Annotated in this window: 20 protein-coding genes; 14 read left to right on the top strand and 6 right to left on the bottom strand. The window is 47.5% G+C overall.

From position 1 onward, the window contains the following. Positions 1–2 precede the first annotated feature (2 nt). The 12 genes from murD (at position 3) to mutT (ending at position 14,077) form a co-directional block, all read left to right on the top strand. The gene (gene murD, locus MKR94_RS10505) at positions 3–1,319 is read left to right on the top strand and encodes a UDP-N-acetylmuramoyl-L-alanine--D-glutamate ligase (protein WP_241646853.1); all 1,317 of its coding nucleotides are present in this window, start codon (positions 3–5) and stop codon (positions 1,317–1,319) included. Further along, positions 1,319–2,545, top strand: a complete 1,227-nt coding sequence (gene ftsW, locus MKR94_RS10500) for a cell division protein FtsW (protein ID WP_241646852.1) — start codon at positions 1,319–1,321, stop codon at positions 2,543–2,545. The genes murD and ftsW overlap by 1 nt, the downstream gene beginning before the upstream one ends. Beyond that, positions 2,542–3,603 (top strand): undecaprenyldiphospho-muramoylpentapeptide beta-N-acetylglucosaminyltransferase, encoded by a 1,062-nt coding sequence (gene murG / locus MKR94_RS10495; protein WP_241646851.1) that lies wholly within the window; start codon positions 2,542–2,544, stop codon positions 3,601–3,603. Before ftsW ends, murG begins: the two co-directional genes overlap by 4 nt. Before the next feature lie 50 nt (positions 3,604–3,653). Next, positions 3,654–5,105 (top strand): UDP-N-acetylmuramate--L-alanine ligase, encoded by a 1,452-nt coding sequence (gene murC, locus MKR94_RS10490; protein WP_241646850.1) that lies wholly within the window; start codon positions 3,654–3,656, stop codon positions 5,103–5,105. Between the two features lie 481 nt (positions 5,106–5,586). Beyond that, positions 5,587–5,733 (top strand): hypothetical protein, encoded by a 147-nt coding sequence (locus tag MKR94_RS10485; RefSeq protein WP_241617629.1) that lies wholly within the window; start codon positions 5,587–5,589, stop codon positions 5,731–5,733. A 10-nt stretch (positions 5,734–5,743) separates the two neighbouring features. Beyond that, a complete protein-coding gene (ftsQ, locus tag MKR94_RS10480) occupies positions 5,744–6,586 on the top strand; it encodes a cell division protein FtsQ (RefSeq protein WP_241646849.1) in 843 nt (280 codons plus the stop codon). Next, a complete protein-coding gene (ftsA, locus tag MKR94_RS10475) occupies positions 6,583–7,839 on the top strand; it encodes a cell division protein FtsA (RefSeq protein ID WP_048911514.1) in 1,257 nt (418 codons plus the stop codon). Before ftsQ ends, ftsA begins: the two co-directional genes overlap by 4 nt. Positions 7,840–7,911: 72 nt before the next feature. Continuing rightward, positions 7,912–9,066 (top strand): cell division protein FtsZ, encoded by a 1,155-nt coding sequence (gene ftsZ / locus MKR94_RS10470; RefSeq protein ID WP_048911515.1) that lies wholly within the window; start codon positions 7,912–7,914, stop codon positions 9,064–9,066. 103 nt (positions 9,067–9,169) lie between these two features. Continuing rightward, positions 9,170–10,087 (top strand): UDP-3-O-acyl-N-acetylglucosamine deacetylase, encoded by a 918-nt coding sequence (gene lpxC / locus MKR94_RS10465; protein WP_099822573.1) that lies wholly within the window; start codon positions 9,170–9,172, stop codon positions 10,085–10,087. 252 nt (positions 10,088–10,339) lie between these two features. Beyond that, the gene (gene secM / locus MKR94_RS10460; RefSeq protein WP_241606245.1) at positions 10,340–10,837 is read left to right on the top strand and encodes a secA translation cis-regulator SecM; all 498 of its coding nucleotides are present in this window, start codon (positions 10,340–10,342) and stop codon (positions 10,835–10,837) included. Between the two features lie 60 nt (positions 10,838–10,897). Continuing rightward, positions 10,898–13,603 (top strand): preprotein translocase subunit SecA, encoded by a 2,706-nt coding sequence (secA, locus tag MKR94_RS10455; RefSeq protein ID WP_241585709.1) that lies wholly within the window; start codon positions 10,898–10,900, stop codon positions 13,601–13,603. A 78-nt stretch (positions 13,604–13,681) separates the two neighbouring features. Beyond that, positions 13,682–14,077: an 8-oxo-dGTP diphosphatase MutT gene (gene mutT, locus MKR94_RS10450; RefSeq protein WP_241646848.1), complete on the top strand. Its 396-nt coding sequence runs from the start codon at positions 13,682–13,684 to the stop codon at positions 14,075–14,077. Positions 14,078–14,094: 17 nt separating this feature from the next. Here mutT and yacG read toward each other — a convergent pair whose 3' ends face one another. From yacG to ppdD, 6 genes are all read right to left on the bottom strand, one after another. Next, positions 14,095–14,295 (bottom strand): DNA gyrase inhibitor YacG, encoded by a 201-nt coding sequence (gene yacG, locus MKR94_RS10445; RefSeq protein ID WP_099822570.1) that lies wholly within the window; start codon positions 14,293–14,295, stop codon positions 14,095–14,097. A gap of 8 nt (positions 14,296–14,303) precedes the next feature. Next, positions 14,304–15,047, bottom strand: a complete 744-nt coding sequence (gene zapD, locus MKR94_RS10440) for a cell division protein ZapD (protein WP_241646847.1) — start codon at positions 15,045–15,047, stop codon at positions 14,304–14,306. Beyond that, entirely contained in the window at positions 15,044–15,661 is a 618-nt protein-coding gene (coaE, locus tag MKR94_RS10435; RefSeq protein WP_241646846.1) for a dephospho-CoA kinase, read from the bottom strand. Before coaE ends, zapD begins: the two co-directional genes overlap by 4 nt. 110 nt (positions 15,662–15,771) lie before the next feature. Next, entirely contained in the window at positions 15,772–16,971 is a 1,200-nt protein-coding gene (locus MKR94_RS10430; protein ID WP_241646845.1) for a type II secretion system F family protein, read from the bottom strand. Next, positions 16,958–18,355 (bottom strand): ATPase, T2SS/T4P/T4SS family, encoded by a 1,398-nt coding sequence (locus MKR94_RS10425; protein WP_241646844.1) that lies wholly within the window; start codon positions 18,353–18,355, stop codon positions 16,958–16,960. The genes MKR94_RS10430 and MKR94_RS10425 overlap by 14 nt, the downstream gene beginning before the upstream one ends. Further along, positions 18,352–18,792: a prepilin peptidase-dependent pilin gene (ppdD, locus tag MKR94_RS10420; protein ID WP_241646843.1), complete on the bottom strand. Its 441-nt coding sequence runs from the start codon at positions 18,790–18,792 to the stop codon at positions 18,352–18,354. The genes MKR94_RS10425 and ppdD overlap by 4 nt, the downstream gene beginning before the upstream one ends. Before the next feature lie 235 nt (positions 18,793–19,027). Between ppdD and ampD the strand changes: the two genes are divergently transcribed. Continuing rightward, positions 19,028–19,576 carry a 1,6-anhydro-N-acetylmuramyl-L-alanine amidase AmpD gene (gene ampD, locus MKR94_RS10415; protein ID WP_479681379.1) on the top strand — a complete coding sequence of 183 codons (549 nt, stop codon included), beginning with the start codon at positions 19,028–19,030 and terminating at the stop codon, positions 19,574–19,576. A gap of 24 nt (positions 19,577–19,600) precedes the next feature. After that, on the top strand, positions 19,601–20,452 hold the full coding sequence (gene ampE, locus MKR94_RS10410) for a beta-lactamase regulator AmpE (protein ID WP_241646842.1): 852 nt from the start codon (positions 19,601–19,603) through the stop codon (positions 20,450–20,452). The last annotated feature ends 25 nt before the right edge of the window (positions 20,453–20,477 follow it).

Raw genomic sequence — 20,477 nt, 5'->3', positions numbered from 1 at the left:
TTATGGCAGATTACCAAGGTAGAAAGATTGTTATCGTCGGCTTAGGCATTACTGGCCTGTCTTGTGTTGAGTTTTTCTTGGCGCGCGGCGTAGTGCCCAAGGTGATCGATTCGCGTAACAATCCTCCTGGTATCGATAAACTGCCTGAAAAGGTTGAGCGCTGGGTAGGCGACATAAATAAAGAGTGGTTAGTCGAGGCTGATCTCATCGTACTCAGTCCCGGCATAGCGCTATCACATCCCGCTATTAGCGACGCTGCGGCAGAAGGGATCGAGATAGTGGGGGACATCGAATTATTCTGTCGCGAAGCGCAGGCTCCTATCGTGGCGATCACCGGCTCGAATGGAAAAAGCACAGTCACTAGCTTAGTAGGTGAAATGTCCCGTGCGGCAGGATGGCAAACCGCAGTCGGCGGAAATATTGGTCTTCCCGCTCTGTCCTTGTTGAATCCTCAGGTTCAGCTCTATGTCCTTGAGTTATCCAGTTTTCAATTGGAGACCACTCAAAGTCTTAAAGCCAGCGCAGCCACTATTTTAAATGTGACAGAGGACCATATGGATCGTTATCCACTTGGTTTTCAACAATATCGTGCGGCGAAGCTGCGCATTTACGAGCAGGCTAAGCACTGTATCGTCAATGTTGACGATGCGATGACGATGCCGGTCCGTGGTGTCGATCGTCGTTGTATCAGCTTCGGTGTAACTTTTGGCGACTACCACCTTAATCAGCAACAGGGTCAGACTTGGTTGCGTGCCAAGGGCGAGAAAGTCCTCAATAGCGATGAAATGCACCTTACTGGCCAGCATAACCTCACTAACGCGTTAGCCGCGTTAGCGCTGGCGGAAGCCGTTGGCGTACCGCGTGCGAGCTGTTTGAAAGCCTTAACGACCTTTACGGGATTGCCGCATCGCTACCAGTTGGTCCATCGAAATGCGGGTGTTGAGTGGATCAACGACTCTAAAGCGACCAACGTTGGTAGTACCGAAGCGGCTCTTAAGGGCCTCCAGTGCCAAGGCACGTTATGGTTACTCCTTGGGGGAGATGGTAAGTCTGCCGACTTTTCACCTTTGGAGCGGTTAATACAAGGTAACAATATAAAGGTTTACTGTTTTGGCCGAGATGCGGAATTGTTGTACGCGCTACGTCCTGAAGTTTCTGTCCACGTCGACACGCTCGAGGATGCTATGCATGCGATCAGTCAGCAGGTGCAAAAAGGCGATGTTGTGTTACTTTCACCCGCCTGCGCCAGTCTCGATCAATTTAAAAACTATGAACAGCGTGGCGAACGATTTGCGGCGCTAGCGAAGGAGTTGGGCTAATGCATATCCCGGGTCTGAGGCTCTTAGGGCGCGGTGTTGCTGCGCTTTCAGAACGGATACAAGATTGGGTAATGGGATCACGGGAGAGTGATACTTCTTCTGTGGTGCTGTATGACCGGACGTTATTATGGCTAACCTTTGGGTTAGCGATCATCGGTTTTGTGATGGTAACCTCGGCATCTGTTCCGGTCGGGCAGCGGATGAACGATGACCCGTTCTATTTCGCTAAACGCGATGCTTTCTATCTGGGTCTGGGTTTCGCCATTTCACTGATTACTTTACGTTTGCCCATGTCGTTCTGGCAGAAATACAGCAATGTAATGCTGCTCCTTTCTGTTGTCATGTTGTTAGTGGTCTTAGTGGTGGGAAGCTCGGTAAACGGTGCTTCGCGGTGGATTGCATTAGGGCCATTACGTATTCAGCCTGCAGAATTCTCTAAACTCTCGCTCTTTTGTTACCTCGCCAGTTATTTGGTCAGAAAAGTGGACGAAGTACGAAGCAACCTATGGGGCTTTTTAAAACCTATGGGGGTAATGATCATTCTCGCAGTACTGCTCTTGGCACAGCCCGATTTAGGGACGGTAATCGTATTGTTCGTGACAACCTTGGCAATGTTATTTCTGGCTGGCGCTAAGCTGTGGCAATTTTTGGCGATTATCGGCTGTGGATTGTTCTCAGTTGTTTTGCTAATCATGGTTGAGCCATACCGGATGCGACGCGTCACTTCTTTCTGGAACCCTTGGGCCGATCCTTTTGGAAGCGGTTACCAGTTAACGCAATCTCTAATGGCATTTGGCCGCGGTGAGTTTTGGGGACAAGGGCTTGGTAATTCTGTACAAAAATTAGAATATCTACCTGAGGCGCATACCGACTTTATCTTTGCGATCATCGGTGAAGAACTTGGCTATTTTGGTGTGGTTCTCGCGCTATTGATGGTATTCTTTGTGGCATTTCGTGCGATGTCGATAGGACGTAGGGCGCTAGAACTCGATCAGCGTTTCGCTGGCTTTTTAGCCTGTGCAATTGGTGTTTGGTTCAGTTTCCAAGCCTTAGTTAACGTTGGTGCGGCTGCGGGTATGCTACCGACCAAAGGTCTGACCTTACCGCTTATCAGCTACGGTGGATCGAGCTTAATTATTATGTCCACAGCGATAGTCCTGTTGCTACGTATAGATTTTGAAACGCGCTTAGCGAAAGCCCATGCGGTAACCCGAGGTAATCGATGAGTAGTAAAAAACTGATGGTCATGGCGGGCGGAACGGGAGGACATGTTTTCCCAGGCTTAGCAGTAGCCCATCAATTAATGGAAGAAGGGTGGGAAGTCCGTTGGCTCGGCACCGCTGATAGGATGGAAGCTGATTTAGTGCCAAAGCATGGCATTCCGATCGATTTCATCAAAATTAATGGATTACGTGGTAAAGGTGTTAAAGCGCTTTTACAAGCCCCTTGGCGTATCTTCTCAGCCTGGCGTCAAGCGAGAAAAATTATCAAACAGTGGCAGCCTGATATTGTGTTAGGGATGGGCGGCTATGTTTCCGGTCCCGGCGGGTTAGCCGCGTGGAGTTGTGGTGTACCTGTTGTCCTGCACGAACAAAATGGGATAGCGGGCCTTACAAACCAATGGCTGTCTAAAATTGCTCGCAAGGTTATGCAAGCCTTCGCTGGGGCGTTCCCCAATGCGGAAGTGGTGGGTAACCCGGTGCGTAAAGATGTTTTGGCTCTGCCCGCACCGGATCTCCGATTCGAAGAAAGGGAAGGGCCACTCAGAGTGCTAGTGATGGGCGGGAGCCAAGGCGCGCGAATCCTGAATCAGCAACTGCCTGAAGTCGCGCAAGCGCTAGGGGAAAAAGTGACGATTTGGCACCAGACTGGTAAGGGTAACCAAGCAGAGGTTGAACAAGATTATCGTCAGCGCGGCGTCGGTCATCATAACATTACAGAATTTATCGATGATGTGGCTGAGGCCTATGCTTGGGCGGATGTGGTGGTGTGCCGTTCCGGTGCGCTAACGGTCAGCGAAATTGCGTCAGCGGGGGTCGCGGCAATCTTTGTGCCTTTCCCGCATAAAGACCGTCAACAGTATTGGAATGCGTTATCGCTTAAGAAAGCGGGGGCGGCTGTCATTTTAGAACAGCCGCAGTTTACCGCTCAAGCGGTAATAGAGTGCTTGCAACAGTGGGACCGTGAAACGCTACTGGGTTACGCCGAAAACGCACAGAAGACAGCTGTTCCGAACTCAACCCAGCGTGTCGCACAAGCCATTAAAGATATCGTTGCTCATTAATTTAGGGGTGAAGTTTTCATCCCTCGTAAGGTATAGGTAAGAAGTTATTCATGAATACTCAACAATTAGCAAAGTTACGCTCTATCGTGCCGGAAATGAGACGTGTAAAACACATCCATTTCGTGGGTATTGGTGGCGCAGGTATGGGCGGTATTGCTGAAGTGTTGGCCAATGAAGGGTATCAAATTAGTGGTTCTGATTTGGCACCTAACGCGGTAACGAAACACCTGACAGGCCTTGGCGCGACGATCTACTTCAACCATAGCCCTGAAAATATTCAAGGGGTCAGTGTGGTTGTGGTGTCTAGCGCGATTGCTGAAGATAACCCAGAGTTAGTGGCGGCAAGAGATTCCCGTATTCCGGTTATTCGTCGTGCGGAGATGCTTGCGGAATTAATGCGTTTTCGTCATGGGATCGCGATTGCTGGGACACACGGTAAAACGACAACGACCGCTATGGTTTCCAGTATTTACGCTGAGGGAGGATTGGATCCCACGTTTGTAAACGGTGGCTTAGTGAAAGCAGCCGGAACGCATGCGCGTCTAGGAAGTAGTCGCTATTTGATTGCCGAGGCGGATGAGAGCGATGCCTCCTTCTTGCATCTCCAACCGATGGTCGCGATAGTAACGAATATTGAAGCCGACCATATGGATACTTACCAAGGTGACTTCGAAAATTTAAAACAGACCTTTATTAACTTCTTACACAATCTGCCTTTCTATGGCCGTGCTGTGTTATGTGTTGATGATGAGGTGATCCGTGAATTACTGCCTGATGTCGGCCGTCAAGTGACGACTTATGGCTTCAGTGATGATGCAGATGTTCGTCTGGCAGACTATCAGCAGCAAGGTGCGACAGGGCGTTTTACCGTCTATCGTCAGGATAAGCCTGAGATGGTCGTGATGTTAAATGCCCCGGGACGCCATAATGCCCTTAACGCCGCTGCCGCCATTGCTGTGGCCACGGAAGAGGGAATTGAGGACTGCGATATCTTAGCCGCCTTGGAGAGCTTCCAAGGCACTGGGCGTCGCTTCGATGTGTTGGGCGATTACGCCACCGATAAGGTCAGCGATATCAGTGGTAGCGCTATGCTGGTGGATGATTATGGACACCATCCAACAGAAGTGGATGCGACAATCAAAGCTGCACGAGCTGGCTGGCCAGATAAGAAATTAGTGATGGTGTTTCAACCCCATCGTTACACGCGAACTCGCGACTTATTTGATGATTTTGCCAATGTCCTCTCGAATGTTGATGTATTGTTGATGCTGGATGTTTATTCTGCCGGCGAGTCGCCGATTGCTGGAGCGGATAGTCGAGCGCTGTGCCGTTCAGTTCGCTCTCGCGGAAAAGTCGATCCAATTTTGGTGACGGATCAAGACGCGTTACTGGAATTCTTGGCACCGACCCTAAGCGGTAATGATCTTGTGCTCTTACAAGGTGCTGGTACTGTGGGGCGTATTGCCCGTCAGTTGGCGGAAAACTGGGAAGTGCCCGCCTAACAGTCTAAGGGCTAATAGGATCGAACATTTAGGAGGCCTTATCTGACGTTTTGCGGCCTCCTTGAACGCATTACACGACCTTCAATGATGAGTTGTCATGCTGGAATCGATACCGAGTACAGTATGACCCTATGCTTAGTTGATCGGGGTTCAGGTCTTTATTGATTAATGCCATTGATGAAGAAAGCGACAACTTATTGGCTAATGATTACGTGATTCATCGTGTTTGACAGCGGAAAAATGATTAATCAATACTTGGTGGTTTTTTAGACGGAAATGAAGCTTAGTTGCAATAATTAGTGACAAAATATTGCCATCAATACAGATTCAGACTATTAATAAATTTTATGATTATAATGCAAAATATCTTGCTGATGAGAAACGATATTTTTCCTTCACAGCAGATTGTTGGTGAAGTGTACAATTAGCGTCATTATTCATGGTCAGACTGACCAGCCCTAGGCTGCCAAGGAAGGTAAATATGACTACTCAGCGCGATAGCAAAGGTCAATTTCAGCTGGATGAAGGGAAAACCGTACTTATTTTAAACGAGTACAACTTAATCCCATTGGCAGCTAAGCAAGCAGAAAATCAGATCACGCTGCTTGTCCAACAGATTCTGGAGTAAACAGACTGATATGTCTCAGGCTGCACTGAATACGAAAAATAAAGAAACGCAAAAACGTTTACGCTCTGGTCGGAGTAATGGCACTCGTCTATTTGGCGTGGTTTTTCTTCTGATGGTTGTCGGTACCATCGTGTTTGGTGGGATAGCGGTCGTAAATTGGATGGATGATGTCTCGCGGTTACCGCTTTCGAAGCTCGTTGTGACTGGAGAGAAACGCTATACCTCGAATGATGATGTACGCCAAGCGATACTCTCATTGGGGCCGCCAGGAACCTTTATGTCGCAAAATGTCGACATTATTCAGCAACAACTTGAAAGGTTACCTTGGATTAAACAAGTGAGTGTACGGAAACAATGGCCAGACGAATTAAAGATTCATCTGGTTGAATATGTCCCCGTAGCAAGGTGGAATGAGCAGCATGTCGTCGATGCGTCAGGGGTATCATTTACACTACCTTTCCATCAAGGCGCGCCGAAACAAGATATGCCCTTACTTTACGGCCCCGAAGGAAGTGAAAAAGAGGTGATGGCGGCTTTCTACCAAATGGCAGCAAAATTGCATACGGTACACTTAACCTTGAAAGCCACTGCGATGACCGCGCGTCACTCTTGGCAGCTTATTACAAGTGATGGTATGAGAATTGAGTTAGGAAGAGGGGAGGATGATAAACGTTTACAGCGTTTTATTACTCTTTATCCAGAACTTGTTAAACAGGCACAAGCGGATAATAAAACTATCAGCTATGTCGATCTTCGTTACGATTCGGGCGCCGCAGTTGGATGGGGCCCCGCACCCGTAGACACGCAAACAGGTAATCAGCAACAAAATCAGGCACAGGCTAAACAACAATGATCAAGGCAACGGACAGAAAACTGGTAGTAGGACTAGAGATTGGCACCGCCAAGGTTGCTGCCCTGGTAGGGGAAATTCTGCCTGATGGTATGGTCAATATTATTGGGGTTGGTAGCTGTCCTTCTCGTGGAATGGATAAGGGCGGTGTTAATGATCTTGAGTCAGTTGTAAAATGCGTTCAACGCGCAATTGACCAAGCTGAGTTGATGGCAGATTGCCAGATCTCATCTGTTTACCTTTCATTATCCGGCAAACATATTAGTTGCCAGAACGAAATCGGGATGGTTCCGATTTCGGAAGAAGAAGTAACACAGGATGATGTGGAGAACGTTGTCCATACCGCGAAGTCGGTACGGGTTCGAGACGAACATCGCATACTGCACGTTATTCCGCAAGAATATGCTATCGATTACCAAGAAGGGATTAAGAACCCTGTCGGTTTATCTGGGGTGAGGATGCATGCTAAAGTGCACCTCATTACTTGCCATAACGATATGGCAAAAAATATTGTTAAAGCGGTTGAGCGCTGTGGGCTGAAAGTAGACCAACTGATCTTCGCGGGTTTGGCTTCAAGTTATGCCGTGCTCACTGAAGATGAACGCGAGCTTGGTGTCTGTGTCGTCGATATTGGCGGTGGCACTATGGATATGGCGGTCTATACTGGCGGTGCGTTACGTCATACTAAAGTGATACCTTATGCAGGGAACGTGGTCACCAGCGATATTGCTTACGCTTTTGGTACGCCACCAACCGATGCCGAAGCCATTAAAGTTCGTCACGGTTGCGCTTTGGGATCTATCGTCGGTAAAGATGAAAATGTAGAAGTCCCGAGTGTTGGGGGAAGACCGCCTCGTAGCTTACAACGCCAGACGTTAGCCGAAGTGATTGAGCCGCGTTATACGGAATTACTGAATCTGGTCAACGACGAGATTCTAGAGTTACAAGAACAATTACGCCAGCAAGGGGTTAAGCACCATTTAGCGGCGGGAATCGTACTGACTGGCGGTGCAGCGCAAATCGAAGGTTTGGCCGCGTGTGCACAGCGGGTGTTCCATACACAAGTAAGAATTGGCCAGCCTTTAAACATCACTGGATTAACGGACTATGCGCAAGAAGCGTATTACTCCACGGTGGTGGGCCTCTTACACTATGGTAAAGAATCCCATTTGGGAGACGAAGCTGAGTCGTCAAAACACTCACCTGTTAGTACGTGGTTTAAAAAATTTAACAGTTGGTTAAAAAAAGAGTTTTAATTTTGATTAAAGAGGATCATCCTAAGCCTACTGAGTGATCCTCTGGCAACAGGCACATAACGGAGAGTAATCATGTTTGAACCTATGGAATTAACCAACGATGCGGTGATTAAAGTCATCGGCGTTGGGGGTGGCGGTGGTAATGCTGTCGAACACATGGTACGCGAGCGTATCGAAGGTGTTGAGTTCTTCGCAGTGAACACGGATGCGCAAGCATTACGTAAAACAGCAGTCGGCCAAACAATCCAAATTGGTAATAACATTACTAAAGGATTAGGGGCGGGCGCGAACCCAGAAGTTGGACGTAATTCAGCGGAAGAAGACCGAGAGGCCTTACGTGCCGCACTGGATGGCGCTGATATGGTATTTATCGCAGCCGGTATGGGCGGCGGTACAGGTACAGGTGCAGCACCTGTTGTCGCGGAAGTGGCAAAAGACCTGGGTATCTTAACGGTTGCCGTGGTCACTAAGCCCTTTAACTTTGAAGGCAAAAAGCGTATGGCTTTTGCTGAGCAAGGTATCGCTGAACTCTCCAAGCATGTTGATTCTCTAATCACCATTCCAAACGATAAGCTACTCAAGGTCTTGGGCCGTGGCATCTCCCTTCTTGACGCTTTTGGTGCTGCCAACGACGTACTGAAAGGTGCGGTACAGGGTATTGCCGAGCTGATTACTCGTCCAGGCCTGATGAACGTCGACTTTGCTGACGTGCGTACTGTCATGTCCGAAATGGGCTACGCCATGATGGGATCCGGGATTGCTTGCGGTGAAGACCGTGCTGAAGAAGCTGCCGAAATGGCGATTTCTAGCCCACTGTTAGAAGATATCGATCTTTCTGGTGCGCGTGGCGTCTTGGTCAACATTACTGCTGGTTTCGATCTGCGTTTAGATGAGTTTGAAACGGTCGGTAACACCATCCGTGCATTTGCTTCAGATAACGCAACAGTGGTAATTGGTACGTCTCTTGACCCTGAAATGAACGATGAGCTGCGTGTAACAGTTGTTGCTACGGGTATTGGCATGGACAAACGTCCTGAAATTACGCTAGTGACCAACAAGAATACCTCTCAGCCAGTGGTCGATCATCGCTATCAGCAACATGGGTTGACGCCGTTACCTCAAGAGAATAAACCTGCAGCGAAAGTGGTTAACGAACCAAGTTCACAGCCGAATAAAGAGCCGGATTATCTCGATATTCCTGCGTTCTTACGCAAGCAAGCAGATTAAGATATTACTGAAAATTGTCGGCAATCGCTTTTTGTGCTAAAGTGTACGTCCGTTTATGGGTTATATTTCCGTCTGGAAACAGTAATTTTGCGAGATTGATACGATGATCAAACAAAGGACATTAAAACGTATTGTTCAGGCCACTGGTGTCGGTTTACATACCGGCAAGAAAGTGACGTTGAACCTGCGGCCTGCACCAGCAAATACTGGGGTCATCTATCGCCGCACTGACTTAAATCCACCGGTTGATTTCCCGGCAGATGCTAAATTTGTGCGCGACACGATGCTAAGTACTTGCCTTATCAACGACCAAGGTATCCGTATCTCTACGGTCGAGCACCTTAACTCAGCGCTTGCTGGATTAGGGATTGATAACATCATTGTCGAAGTCGATGCGCCTGAGATTCCTATCATGGATGGCAGCGCAGCGCCTTTCGTCTATCTTCTGTTAGACGCTGGGGTTGAAGAGCTCAATAGCGCGAAGAAATTCTTGCGCGTTAAGCAAACAGTACGCGTTGAAGATGGCGACAAGTGGGCCGAAGTGAAGCCTTACAATGGTTTTTCTCTGGACTTTACTATCGACTTTAAGCATCCAGCGATTGACGCAAGTTCTCAGAACTATCGCTTAAATTTCTCGACAGAAGCGTTTATCCGTCAGATCAGTCGCGCACGGACCTTTGGGTTTATGCGTGATATCGAACAATTACAGTCTCGTGGCCTGTGCCTGGGTGGAAGTCTTGACTGTGCGATTGGATTAGACGACTTCCGTGTCCTGAACGAAGAAGGTTTACGTTTTGATGACGAGTTTGTTCGTCATAAAATGTTAGACGCAATCGGCGACTTGTTTATGTGTGGTCACAATATGATTGGTGCATTCTCCGCATACAAATCGGGTCACGGCTTAAACAATCAACTGCTGCAAGCGGTCTTAGCTAATCAGGAAGCTTACGAATGGGCGACCTTTGAAAATGAAGCTGAGATCCCTCAGGCATTTAGACTGAAAAACTTCGTTCTCGCGTAATATCATTATTACGGCGTTAGCCGTAATAATAGACGGGCCATGCTGATTACTCTCCGTTCAGCTGGCTCGTTTTTTTTTGTATGAAATCTATGCGGTTGATGGCTTTTTCAGTGACGCAACGTAATCAATAGTGTGGCATGGGGCGATTGATGCTACTATCAACGTTATTCGGTAGGCAGGACAATCAGGAAAGACTTCACCTATCCTCTATAACGATAATAGATGCTATTTTTCAATATTAATGGATGAATTGTGATTGGTTTGATTTCGCGCTGGGGACAACTAGGTAGACGCTATCTATGGCCGCATCTCTTATTAGGGATAGTCGCGGCAGGTCTAGGGTTGCCTTTCACCAACGGTCTGTTAACCAATACTAACGATACAGCGTTATCCAATAAGCTTTCTATTTCTCCCCAAGCACGTATCTACCACCTTATACGTTTGCACGAACGCGTATTACGTCCACCCTACGTACAAAATTTTTGGCATCAACAAACGCTACGCACGGTTATTCGTCACCTCTCTTTCTCGTTACCCAGAACTCAGAGTCGAGAGCCTGCTTATTCACAGTTGACAGTTAAAAGCCTCGTTGCTCTCTATTCTTTAATCACCCTTTTGACGTCGGCTGCGGCATTAAAAGCTCGCCGTCTTATTCGTCAGCGGCCAGTGATTCGAACACCTATTGTGTTTTCAACCGGCCGCTGGGTTGCTCAAGTTCAAGGGATACGGGCCGGGCCGCTTCACGATTAACTATAACTATTATGTCGTCACAACTCGTGAATTTGTTGTCTATAAAGAGAATTTATAATCATGGTAATGAAGTTATTAACAAAGATTTTTGGTAGCAGTAATGACCGTACCTTGCGCCGTATGCGTAAGGTGGTTGATGTCATCAATAAGATGGAACCGGACTACGTCGCGCTCAGTGATGAGCAACTGAAGGCGAAAACCGGTGAGTTTCGTCAGCGTTTGGAAAAAGGTGAAAGTCTTGAAAGCCTTATTCCAGAAGCTTTTGCTACCGTACGTGAAGCCAGTAAGCGTGTGTTTAATATGCGCCATTTTGATGTGCAATTATTAGGTGGTATGGTGCTGAACGAGCGCTGCATCGCAGAAATGCGTACTGGTGAGGGTAAAACCTTAACGGCAACACTCCCCGCGTATCTTAATGCGTTAAGTGGTAAAGGCGTTCACGTTGTAACCGTAAACGACTACCTTGCACAACGTGATGCCGAAAATAACCGCCCATTGTTTGAGTTTTTAGGCTTAACCATCGGTATCAACTTACCCGGTATGCAAGCCCCTGCTAAGCGTGAAGCTTATGCCGCAGATATCACCTACGGTACTAATAACGAATATGGATTCGACTACTTACGCGATAACATGGCGTTCAGCCCTGAAGAGCGTGTTCAGCGTAAACTGCATTATGCATTAGTCGATGAAGTTGACTCCATTCTGATCGATGAAGCGCGTACGCCGTTAATTATTTCAGGGCCTGCAGAAGACAGTTCTGAACTCTATATTCAAGTCAATAAAATCATCCCGCATTTGGTTCGCCAAGATAAAGAAGACTCCGACACTTTCCAAGGTGAAGGTGACTTCTCGGTGGATGAAAAAGCGCGTCAGGTACATTTAACCGAACGCGGTTTAGTAAAAATTGAGCAGTTACTGGTGGCACAGAATATTATGGAAGAAGGTGAGTCACTTTACTCACCGACTAATATTATGCTGATGCACCATGTCACGGCAGCCTTACGTGCGCATGCACTGTTCACACGCGATGTTGATTACATCGTTAAAGACGGTGAAGTGATCATCGTCGATGAACATACAGGGCGTACCATGCAAGGCCGTCGCTGGTCCGAGGGTCTGCACCAAGCGGTTGAAGCGAAAGAAGGCGTTGAAATTCAGAACGAGAACCAAACGCTGGCTTCCATCACTTTCCAGAACTACTTCCGTATCTACGAAAAGCTTGCGGGGATGACCGGTACTGCCGATACTGAAGCTTTCGAATTCAGCAGTATTTATAAGTTAGATACCATTGTCGTACCGACTAACCGTCCAATGGTACGTAAAGATAATGCTGACTTGGTCTATATGACCGAGAAAGAAAAAATTGATGCAATTATCGAAGATATTAAAGACTGTACTTCTCGCGGACAACCCGTGTTGGTCGGTACTATCTCGATTGAAAAATCCGAGGTGGTTGCGGATGCGCTAGCTCGCGCGGGTATCAAACACAGCGTACTGAATGCTAAGTTCCACGCCAGTGAAGCGGATATCATTGCGCAGGCTGGACAGCCCGGTGCCGTCACCATTGCGACTAACATGGCCGGACGTGGTACGGACATTATGTTAGGCGGAAGCTGGCACGCCGAAGTTGAAGCGTTGACCGAGCCGACTGAGGCAGAGATTGCAGCGATTAAAGAAGCATGGCAAGTGCGCCACGATGCGGTACTTGAAGCCGGTGGTCTACATATTATCGGTACAGAGCGCCATGAATCACGTCGTATTGATAACCAACTTCGTGGTCGTGCCGGCCGTCAGGGTGACAAAGGGTCGTCACGCTTCTATCTTTCAATGGAAGATGCCTTGATGCGTATTTTCGCCTCAGACCGCGTGTCAGGCATGATGCGTAAACTGGGGATGAAACCTGGTGAAGCGATCGAGCACCCATGGGTGACCAAAGCGATTGCCAATGCGCAGCGTAAAGTTGAGAGCCGTAACTTCGATATCCGTAAGCAATTACTCGAATACGATGACGTGGCAAATGATCAACGTAAAGCCATCTACTCGCAGCGTAATGAGTTACTGGACGTGTCGGACGTGAGCGAAACTATTAACAGTATTCGTGAAGATGTCTTGACCTCGACTATTAGTCAATTTATCCCGCCGCAATCTCTTGAAGAGATGTGGGATGTGGCCGGTTTAGAAGAGCGCTTACGTACAGATTTCGAGCTTCATCTTCCGCTTACTGAGTGGTTGGATAAAGAGCCAGAATTACACGAAGAAGTTTTACGTGAACGTATTTTGCAGCACTCGCTGCAACAGTATGCCGATAAAGAAGCCGCGGTGGGTGTAGATACTATGCGCAGCTTTGAAAAAGGAATCATGCTGCAGACGCTGGATACACTATGGAAAGAGCACCTTGCTGCGATGGATTACTTACGTCAGGGTATCCATTTACGGGGTTACGCTCAGAAAGATCCAAAGCAAGAGTATAAGCGTGAATCCTTCTCAATGTTCGCCAGTATGCTTGAAGGGCTGAAATATGAAGTTGTCAGCACCTTAAGTAAAGTCCAAGTTCGTATGCCTGAAGAGGTTGAGGCCATGGAGCAGCAGTTCCGTGACGAAGCTGAGCGTTTAGCGGAACAGCAACAGCTTAGCCATGTCGATGACGATACTGCGGCAGCAAATGAAATGGCTAACCAAGCAGCGGAACGTAAAGTCGGTCGTAACGATTTATGCCCATGCGGTTCCGGAAAAAAATATAAACAGTGCCATGGACGTTTAGCATAACTCGTTCTGGTAAGTAGCTGATATCAGGAAAGGTCCATGGAAACATGGGCCTTTTTACTGTCTAGTGGGGCATCAATAATGACAAATTTACAGGTTGCAGTCGGTATTATTCGTAACGCTGAGAAAGAGATCTTTCTGACTCAACGCGCATCGACCTCTCATATGGCAAATAAGTGGGAGTTCCCAGGGGGGAAAATCGAAGCGGGCGAGACAGCGTTGGAAGGCTTAACTCGCGAATTGATGGAAGAAACGGGGATCACTGTTACCGAGGCTCAGCCTATTGGCACGGCAAGTCACGCTTATCAGGAGGTTAGCGTTACACTGCATTTCTTCTTGGTGGAGCAGTGGCAAGGCGACCCTTGGGGGAAAGAAGGGCAACCGCAACGTTGGGTCCCGCAAGCTGACTTACAGGCTAATGAGTTCCCGCCAGCGAATGGTGAGATGGTTGAACGCTTAGTAAAAGGCGAGCTGTAGTCGCCAATCTTGTCGCGTTATTCCGGGTCTTTTTCGCTCCATGCCTCATGGTCAAAGTGCGTGGGTTGACCTGGAATAGATTTCTCCTCTGCTGCCCATTCGCCAAGGTCAATCATTTGGCAACGTTTAGAGCAGAAGGGGCGCCAAGCGCTCAACTCATCCCAAATGACCTCTTTTTGGCATTGTGGGCAGTTAACAGTAGTGGGTTCGGGTTGCATAAGGCCTCTTAGCAGCAAGCGAGTCGGAACAATAAATTTTCTGGGACTCTACCATCGTTTTCCAATGGAAAAAAGCGAATTGAAAATCGCGCTTTGTGACCCGAAACTTGTGGGTAAATTTCATCTTCGCTCGCTAATTGGATCCGAATAAGATCTTTATCTTCCGCCGAATTTTGGTAAAAACCTTGGTGAGTTTCGGCATCGATAAACCGTCCACTCTGTCTGATTAAATGGAGAATGGCCTGTAAACTGAGGTGTAATACCGCCAAACCTGAATACCATTGATCGAGCTGAGCTTGACGCTTTTCCAAAGGTAGATGTAGCCAGAGATGTAAGGTCGGCGTGTCAAAGTTACAATAGCCGCCAGGGATCGACAGGCGTTGACGTAATTGGCCGATAAAACGGTCTTCTTTAAACGTCGTACCAAACTTGGGCGCGGTATTAATAGCATGGCTATGAGCGCTAAGTTCACTTATCAATTGATTGACGGCTTGTACGTCGATATCCGGTACTGCTAGCCATTGGTGTAGTTTCCCTTGCTGCTTTTCTAACTCTTTTAGCAAGTCGGCGCGTAACTCACTACGCTCGAAAATATCAAGAAGCTCTGTCAGAGTACGTAAAAAAAGCAAGCAAGCCTCTGGTGAGTCGGCATTGTTCGAGGCTGTCAGTTGCTGCAGTAAATATTCAACGCGCAACCAGCTCCGCATTTTTTCGTTGAGTGGGTATTCGAAGATGATGGGTGACTGGGTCATTGATTGCGCCCCTTATATTCTGATGCTAATCGGTTGTAGGTCAAAATAAGCTGAGAAACTTTCTCGGCTAAAGCGCTTTTCGACAAGTTATTATCGATGACATCATCGGCGATGACTAACCGCTGTTGCCGTGTGGCTTGGGCGTGAATGATAGCCAAAGCCTGGGAGCGAGGAATACTGTCGCGCTCACAGACTCGCTTAATTTGTTTCTCTTCATCGCTGTCCACCACAATCACTCGCTGGGCAAGATGCTGTAACTGGTTTTCAACTAAAAGCGGCACTACCCAGAGGCACCATTGTCCGGAACATTGCGCGATTTTTTGCTGGGTTCTTTGTTGGATTAGTGGGTGTAATAAGTTATTCAGCCATTGTTTATGCTCAGGGGTGGAGAAAATAATCTTACGTAATTTTTTTCGGTCGAGTTGCCCGTTATCCAACAGAATGTGCTGACCAAAGTAGTCTGTCATCGCCGCTAAGGCGGGTTGGCCGGGTTCAACGACCTCCCGAGCGATCAGGTCTGCGTCGATAATCTCTATGTGACTCGCCGCAAAGAGTTCGGCAACTGTTGATTTACCACTCGCAATGCCACCAGTAAGCGCCACGATATAAGTCATAGTGTTAACCCAACCTCACTCTTTAGTATCGCTTTTGCGCACTATTCTCAGTCATGGAGTCAGTATGAAGCGGATAGGCTGGGGTGTAAACCTTGTCAATTACGGAATCGTTAACCTAATGCCTCTCCCAAATAGAATATGGGTAAGTACAAGGCGATGACCACAGCACCCACCAGCCCTCCGCTGACTGCAAGCATCAAAGGTTCAATGCGTTGGGTAAGACGTCGACTAAGGGTTGAGGCTTGATTGGAATACCAAATAGCTAATTGAGAAAAGGCATTATCAAGCTGTCCGGTTTCTTCAGCTGATCGAATAAGGAGTAAGGGTAATGAAGGATAGTGATCGTCATAGGCCAGCGCTTGCGACAGTTTTTCTCCAGTATGGAGTCGTTGGTAAACCGTTTCAATACTTTGTTTCCACAAAGGTGAGGTGAAAATACTGGCGACAAGTTGTAGCCCATTCAGCAGAGTGAGCCCTGATTGTTGCGTGCTGGCAAGGGTTGAGAAGAGTAATGAGAGCTGCCTACTCCGCCAGACTTCTCCCACAAGTGGTGTAGTAAGTAACAGTCGGTGGCGCATCAGTTTCCACCTTGGATAACGCCGTTCGCCATAATGGAGAATAGGCAGTATTAGTGCGGTGAGTACGCAGAGCAAGGGCAATATGGCATTGATAGACTGTGAGGTGCTAATCAATAATTGCGTAAGGTAGGGCAGGGGGGCATTTAACGATTGATACATCAATGCAAATTCTGGCAGCACAAAAGCGAGCAGCCCAGCAGTAGTGATCACTAAAAAAAACAGGGTGATGCAAGGGTAGCGTAATGCAGCAACGAGTTCCTCTCGCATAGCCTTTCGCTGCTCTAAAAGCTTTACCACCTGTAAGCAACTATTGGGCAAATGGCCGGTAAGTTCTCCAGCGCTGATGAGTGCCGAAAGCGTAGGGGGGAAAATTTGCGGCCATTGGTTGAGCGCTACCGAGAGCTTTTCCCCAGCGGAAATTTTTTTCAGTAATAACTCAATAACGATTCGCCAAGGTAGCGAAGGCTGGTTACTCATCAATAAATTGAGGCTTACCGATAAGGTGAGTCCCGCATTGAGCATAGATTCCAATTGTTGAAAAAAGAGGATGAGCGTGTTGAGTTGCCAGCTCTGCATTAAGCGATGGTGTTTCAGCGTAAAATGGTAAGCAATAATACCCTCGGCCATCAATTGTTGCTCGCCTTGCTCTCGATGAGTACAGAGTTGATAACCGGAACAATTGTCTCCCTTAAACGAGATACCTTGCCACGAATAGAGTCTAAGCGGCTTCATTATCCGTTCCTACTACACGGAGCAGTTCTTGATAAGTGGTGATCCCTTTCATCACCGCGTACAGACCAGCCTTAAACAGAGTGTCTAGGTTGCTTTCTCGTAACCGTGCACGAATATTTTGCGTGGAGTTCTTTTTGATGATGGCTTCTTTGATCGCTGAATCGACAGGGAGTAATTCAAAGAGGGCATGACGGCCAATATAGCCATAAAGGCAATATTGGCAGCCTACCGCCAGCCAATGTTGATGCGAGGGTAACGCTAAGTGTGCAGGTAAGGGATCGGGGGACGAGCGTCGACACTGCTGACATAAATGTCTTACGAGGCGTTGAGCAACAATAAGTTTTACTGCGCTGGCAGTGAGGTATTCGGCAACGCCCATTTGTGTTAAGCGGCTCAGCGTGTCGAGGGTAGAGTTAGTGTGTAATGTGCTGAGGACTAAATGGCCGGTTTGCGCTGCTTTGATCGCAATATCCGCTGTTTGGTTATCTCTAATTTCACCAATCATCAAGATATCAGGATCTTGACGGAGTAATGCGCGTAGGATCGTGGGAAAATCGAGACCGGCTTTAAGGTTAATTTGGGTTTGATTAACCCCCGGAATAACCAATTCAATCGGATCTTCTACACTGCAGAGGTTACGTTCCGCCCTATTCAGGGAGTTGAGGGCGCTATACAGCGTAGCGGTTTTACCACTGCCAGTTGGGCCTGTAACAATAATCAATCCTTGGGGAGCCGCTAATGCCGTCTTAAAAATAGCTAACTGCGCAGGGGGCATACCAAGATTTTCCAGTTGTAGATCCCCCCTAAATGTTTCGAGCAGTCGTAAAACGACTTTTTCGCCAAATTTGGTGGGGAGGGTCGCGAGGCGGAAAGAATAGTTTATCTCCTGGTCTATGAGGCTGAGTTGACCATCTTGCGGGCGGCGATTTTCGGCAATATCGACACCGGCGAGTAATTTAAATCGGCTACTGATGGCAGTGGTTTCGATGGACGTGAGTTCACCGTAAACATATAAAACGCCGTCTACTCTTAGACGAATTTTTGCGCCTTGGGCATGAGGGTCAATATGAATATCAGAGGCCTTTTGTTGTACCGCATGGCGAAGGATAGTTTGGCAGTAGTCTATAGTCGTCGGGTTATCCTCCCCTTTATATTCGGTCTGTAAAGGGTGTGGTATTGTGGCAGGTTGCTGAAAGGTTAGGAATTCTTCTCTAGACACTGATTTGATGGCGATTTTTTTCTGGCAGGTAAAGGTGAGTTGATTTATATCCTCCGGCGAGGGGGGAGACATGACGACTAAGCACAGTGACTCTTTATCTTCATACAGGATAAGTGCCGGATGGTTTTCGCAAAATACTTTAAGCTGTGTGGTTCCTGTACTCATGGTTTATTCCCCACATCGTCATAGCGAAGCTGACGTTCACAGTTATCCTGTAAGGTCTGATTGGCCGCAGTACACCGGCGCTGCCAACTTAACGCTCCGATTTCTGGTTGTAGCGTAGGGATAAGTTCGGCAGTAAGCCCAGTTAAGGTGTTGGCTCCCTGCGCACGTATAACGCCGTTATTGACAGTTAATTCGGTGGTGTAGCGAGTCGTCCGGGGAAGGGGGATGCCTTCTTGGCCACTGTGGCAAGTGCTAAGCTCTCCCTTTTCAAGTGCGCAGAGCTCTACCGCGGTTTTATAGGGCTGTAAGACTTGGAGTAGATCGGTCAGCGCGGCTTTTTGCAGATACCCTTGATAAGCCGGGATACCTAAGGAGCTTAAAATAGCGATGATCGCGATAACGATCATTAATTCGATCAGTGTAAATCCTTGTTCCATAATATCCTTCCTTCGCAGTAAAAATGCCTTTTTAAAGCGGAATCACGTGGTTAGGAAGGATGTATGATCAGTCTAGGATTTAGCTGCACAATATTTATATTCTTTCTCAGGCAGTTTCTTAAAGCTTGTGAAGTATCGCGGAATACCTATGGTAATCTTGAATAAAGTCTGGCTTATTGTCGGACACCCTCGTTTAATCACAAGGACCGCTTAGATAAGTGGTAATGACACTGATATGTTGACGATAAAAGATCATTGGTTGACCGATGCGCGCCGAGTCCCTTCGACGCATTACAATGAACGTCCTGAAGGGGAGGTACCGCGTTTACTAGTGGTACATAATATTAGCTTACCTCCTGGTGAGTTCGGTGGCCCCTATATTGATCAACTCTTTACCGGAACATTGTGCGCCCAAGAACATCCTTATTTTGCTCAGATTGCAGACTTGCGTGTCGCGGCGCATTGCCTCATTCGCCGAGAAGGTGAGATAGTGCAATACGTCCCTTTCGATAAGCGGGCCTGGCATGCTGGCCAGTCGAGTTACCAAGGCATTGAAAACTGTAATGATTTTTCTATCGGGATAGAGCTTGAAGGAACTGACGAACTCCCTTATACCGAGCAGCAATACCAGGCTTTATCCGCCATTACTCTATCGCTTATTAAGGCTTATGCTTTAGCGGAAGAAAATATTACTGGGCACAGTGATATCGCGCCAGGTCGTAAAACAGATCCAGGCCCCTCTTTCGATTGGGATTATTATCATTCACTTATTGCAGCACACTGATCATCTAGGGAGTAGAGTTAAGTCATGACGTTATTTACGCTATTACTCGTTCTCATTTGCGAGCGGTTATTCAAGTGGGGGGGGCATTGGCAGCTTGAACATCGACTTGTTCCCCTGTTTCGTAAGCAACATCACTTTTCGCTTACTCGTACAGTAGGATTAGTGGTGCTTATGATGCTGATTTTTACCTTAATTCTTCATGCTATCGAAGGACTTCTATTCGGTGTTGTATCGCTGGTGGTGTGGATCCTCATCGGTGTTCTTTGTATTGGTGCAGGTCAAAGTCGCCAGCATTACCGTGACTACTTACATTCTGCGAACCAGAAGGATGTGACCGGCCACCAAGCAATGGCGGAAGAGTTGAGTGTGATACACCCAATGTCCAATAACATTAGCGATAAGCTCTATCTGCGTGAACTACAAAATGCACTGTTATGGATTAATTACCGCTTCTATCTAGCCCCTTTGTTTTGGTTTGTGGTCGGGGCGCACTATGGGCCAGTCTTCTTATTGGGTTATGCTTTTCTTCGCGCGTGGCAGGGATGGTTGGCTAAGCAAAATCGTCAGTATCGTGAACAGTCTGGGGTCGATATCTTATTATTCTGGATTGATTGGATCCCGGTCAGAATTGTTGGCTTAGCTTATGCATTCTTGGGGCATGGTGAAAAAGCATTACCTGCGTGGTGGCGTTGTATGACCGACTTCAGGCATAAGCCCTATCATGTATTATCGGTGATAGCGCAATTCTCATTGGAATGTGATTCGTGTCAGGATAAGGTTGAAATGCCACGGATTGCGGTAGCGCTAGCAAAAAGGATTACTTTAGTTATTGTTCTCATTACCGCAGTCCTAACACTAGCAGGCGTTATTTTGTAAAAAAAGGGGGATAACATCCCCCTTA

It is taken from the genome of Rosenbergiella metrosideri (assembly GCF_022602565.1).
Classification (GTDB): Bacteria; Pseudomonadota; Gammaproteobacteria; order Enterobacterales; family Enterobacteriaceae; genus Rosenbergiella; species Rosenbergiella metrosideri.
The sequence above is the reverse complement of the archived record's forward strand: the minus strand, read 5'-3'. Positions and strand labels throughout refer to the sequence as shown.

Bases quoted from the DNA above. Each gene is read 5' to 3' on its own strand.
- ftsQ (WP_241646849.1), top strand. From the start codon at position 5,744: ATGTCTCAGGCTGCACTGAATACGAAAAATAAAGAAACGCAAAAACGT.
- mutT (WP_241646848.1), top strand. From the start codon at position 13,682: ATGACAAATTTACAGGTTGCAGTCGGTATTATTCGTAACGCTGAGAAA.
- yacG (WP_099822570.1), bottom strand. From the start codon at position 14,295: ATGCAACCCGAACCCACTACTGTTAACTGCCCACAATGCCAAAAAGAG.
- murG (WP_241646851.1), top strand. From the start codon at position 2,542: ATGAGTAGTAAAAAACTGATGGTCATGGCGGGCGGAACGGGAGGACAT.
- lpxC (WP_099822573.1), top strand. From the start codon at position 9,170: ATGATCAAACAAAGGACATTAAAACGTATTGTTCAGGCCACTGGTGTC.
- zapD (WP_241646847.1), bottom strand. From the start codon at position 15,047: ATGACCCAGTCACCCATCATCTTCGAATACCCACTCAACGAAAAAATG.
- MKR94_RS10485 (WP_241617629.1), top strand. From the start codon at position 5,587: ATGACTACTCAGCGCGATAGCAAAGGTCAATTTCAGCTGGATGAAGGG.
- MKR94_RS10425 (WP_241646844.1), bottom strand. From the start codon at position 18,355: ATGAGTACAGGAACCACACAGCTTAAAGTATTTTGCGAAAACCATCCG.
- coaE (WP_241646846.1), bottom strand. From the start codon at position 15,661: ATGACTTATATCGTGGCGCTTACTGGTGGCATTGCGAGTGGTAAATCA.
- secA (WP_241585709.1), top strand. From the start codon at position 10,898: ATGGTAATGAAGTTATTAACAAAGATTTTTGGTAGCAGTAATGACCGT.
- murD (WP_241646853.1), top strand. From the start codon at position 3: ATGGCAGATTACCAAGGTAGAAAGATTGTTATCGTCGGCTTAGGCATT.
- murC (WP_241646850.1), top strand. From the start codon at position 3,654: ATGAATACTCAACAATTAGCAAAGTTACGCTCTATCGTGCCGGAAATG.
- ampD (WP_479681379.1), top strand. From the start codon at position 19,028: ATGTTGACGATAAAAGATCATTGGTTGACCGATGCGCGCCGAGTCCCT.
- ampE (WP_241646842.1), top strand. From the start codon at position 19,601: ATGACGTTATTTACGCTATTACTCGTTCTCATTTGCGAGCGGTTATTC.
- ftsA (WP_048911514.1), top strand. From the start codon at position 6,583: ATGATCAAGGCAACGGACAGAAAACTGGTAGTAGGACTAGAGATTGGC.
- ftsW (WP_241646852.1), top strand. From the start codon at position 1,319: ATGCATATCCCGGGTCTGAGGCTCTTAGGGCGCGGTGTTGCTGCGCTT.
- ppdD (WP_241646843.1), bottom strand. From the start codon at position 18,792: ATGGAACAAGGATTTACACTGATCGAATTAATGATCGTTATCGCGATC.
- MKR94_RS10430 (WP_241646845.1), bottom strand. From the start codon at position 16,971: ATGAAGCCGCTTAGACTCTATTCGTGGCAAGGTATCTCGTTTAAGGGA.
- ftsZ (WP_048911515.1), top strand. From the start codon at position 7,912: ATGTTTGAACCTATGGAATTAACCAACGATGCGGTGATTAAAGTCATC.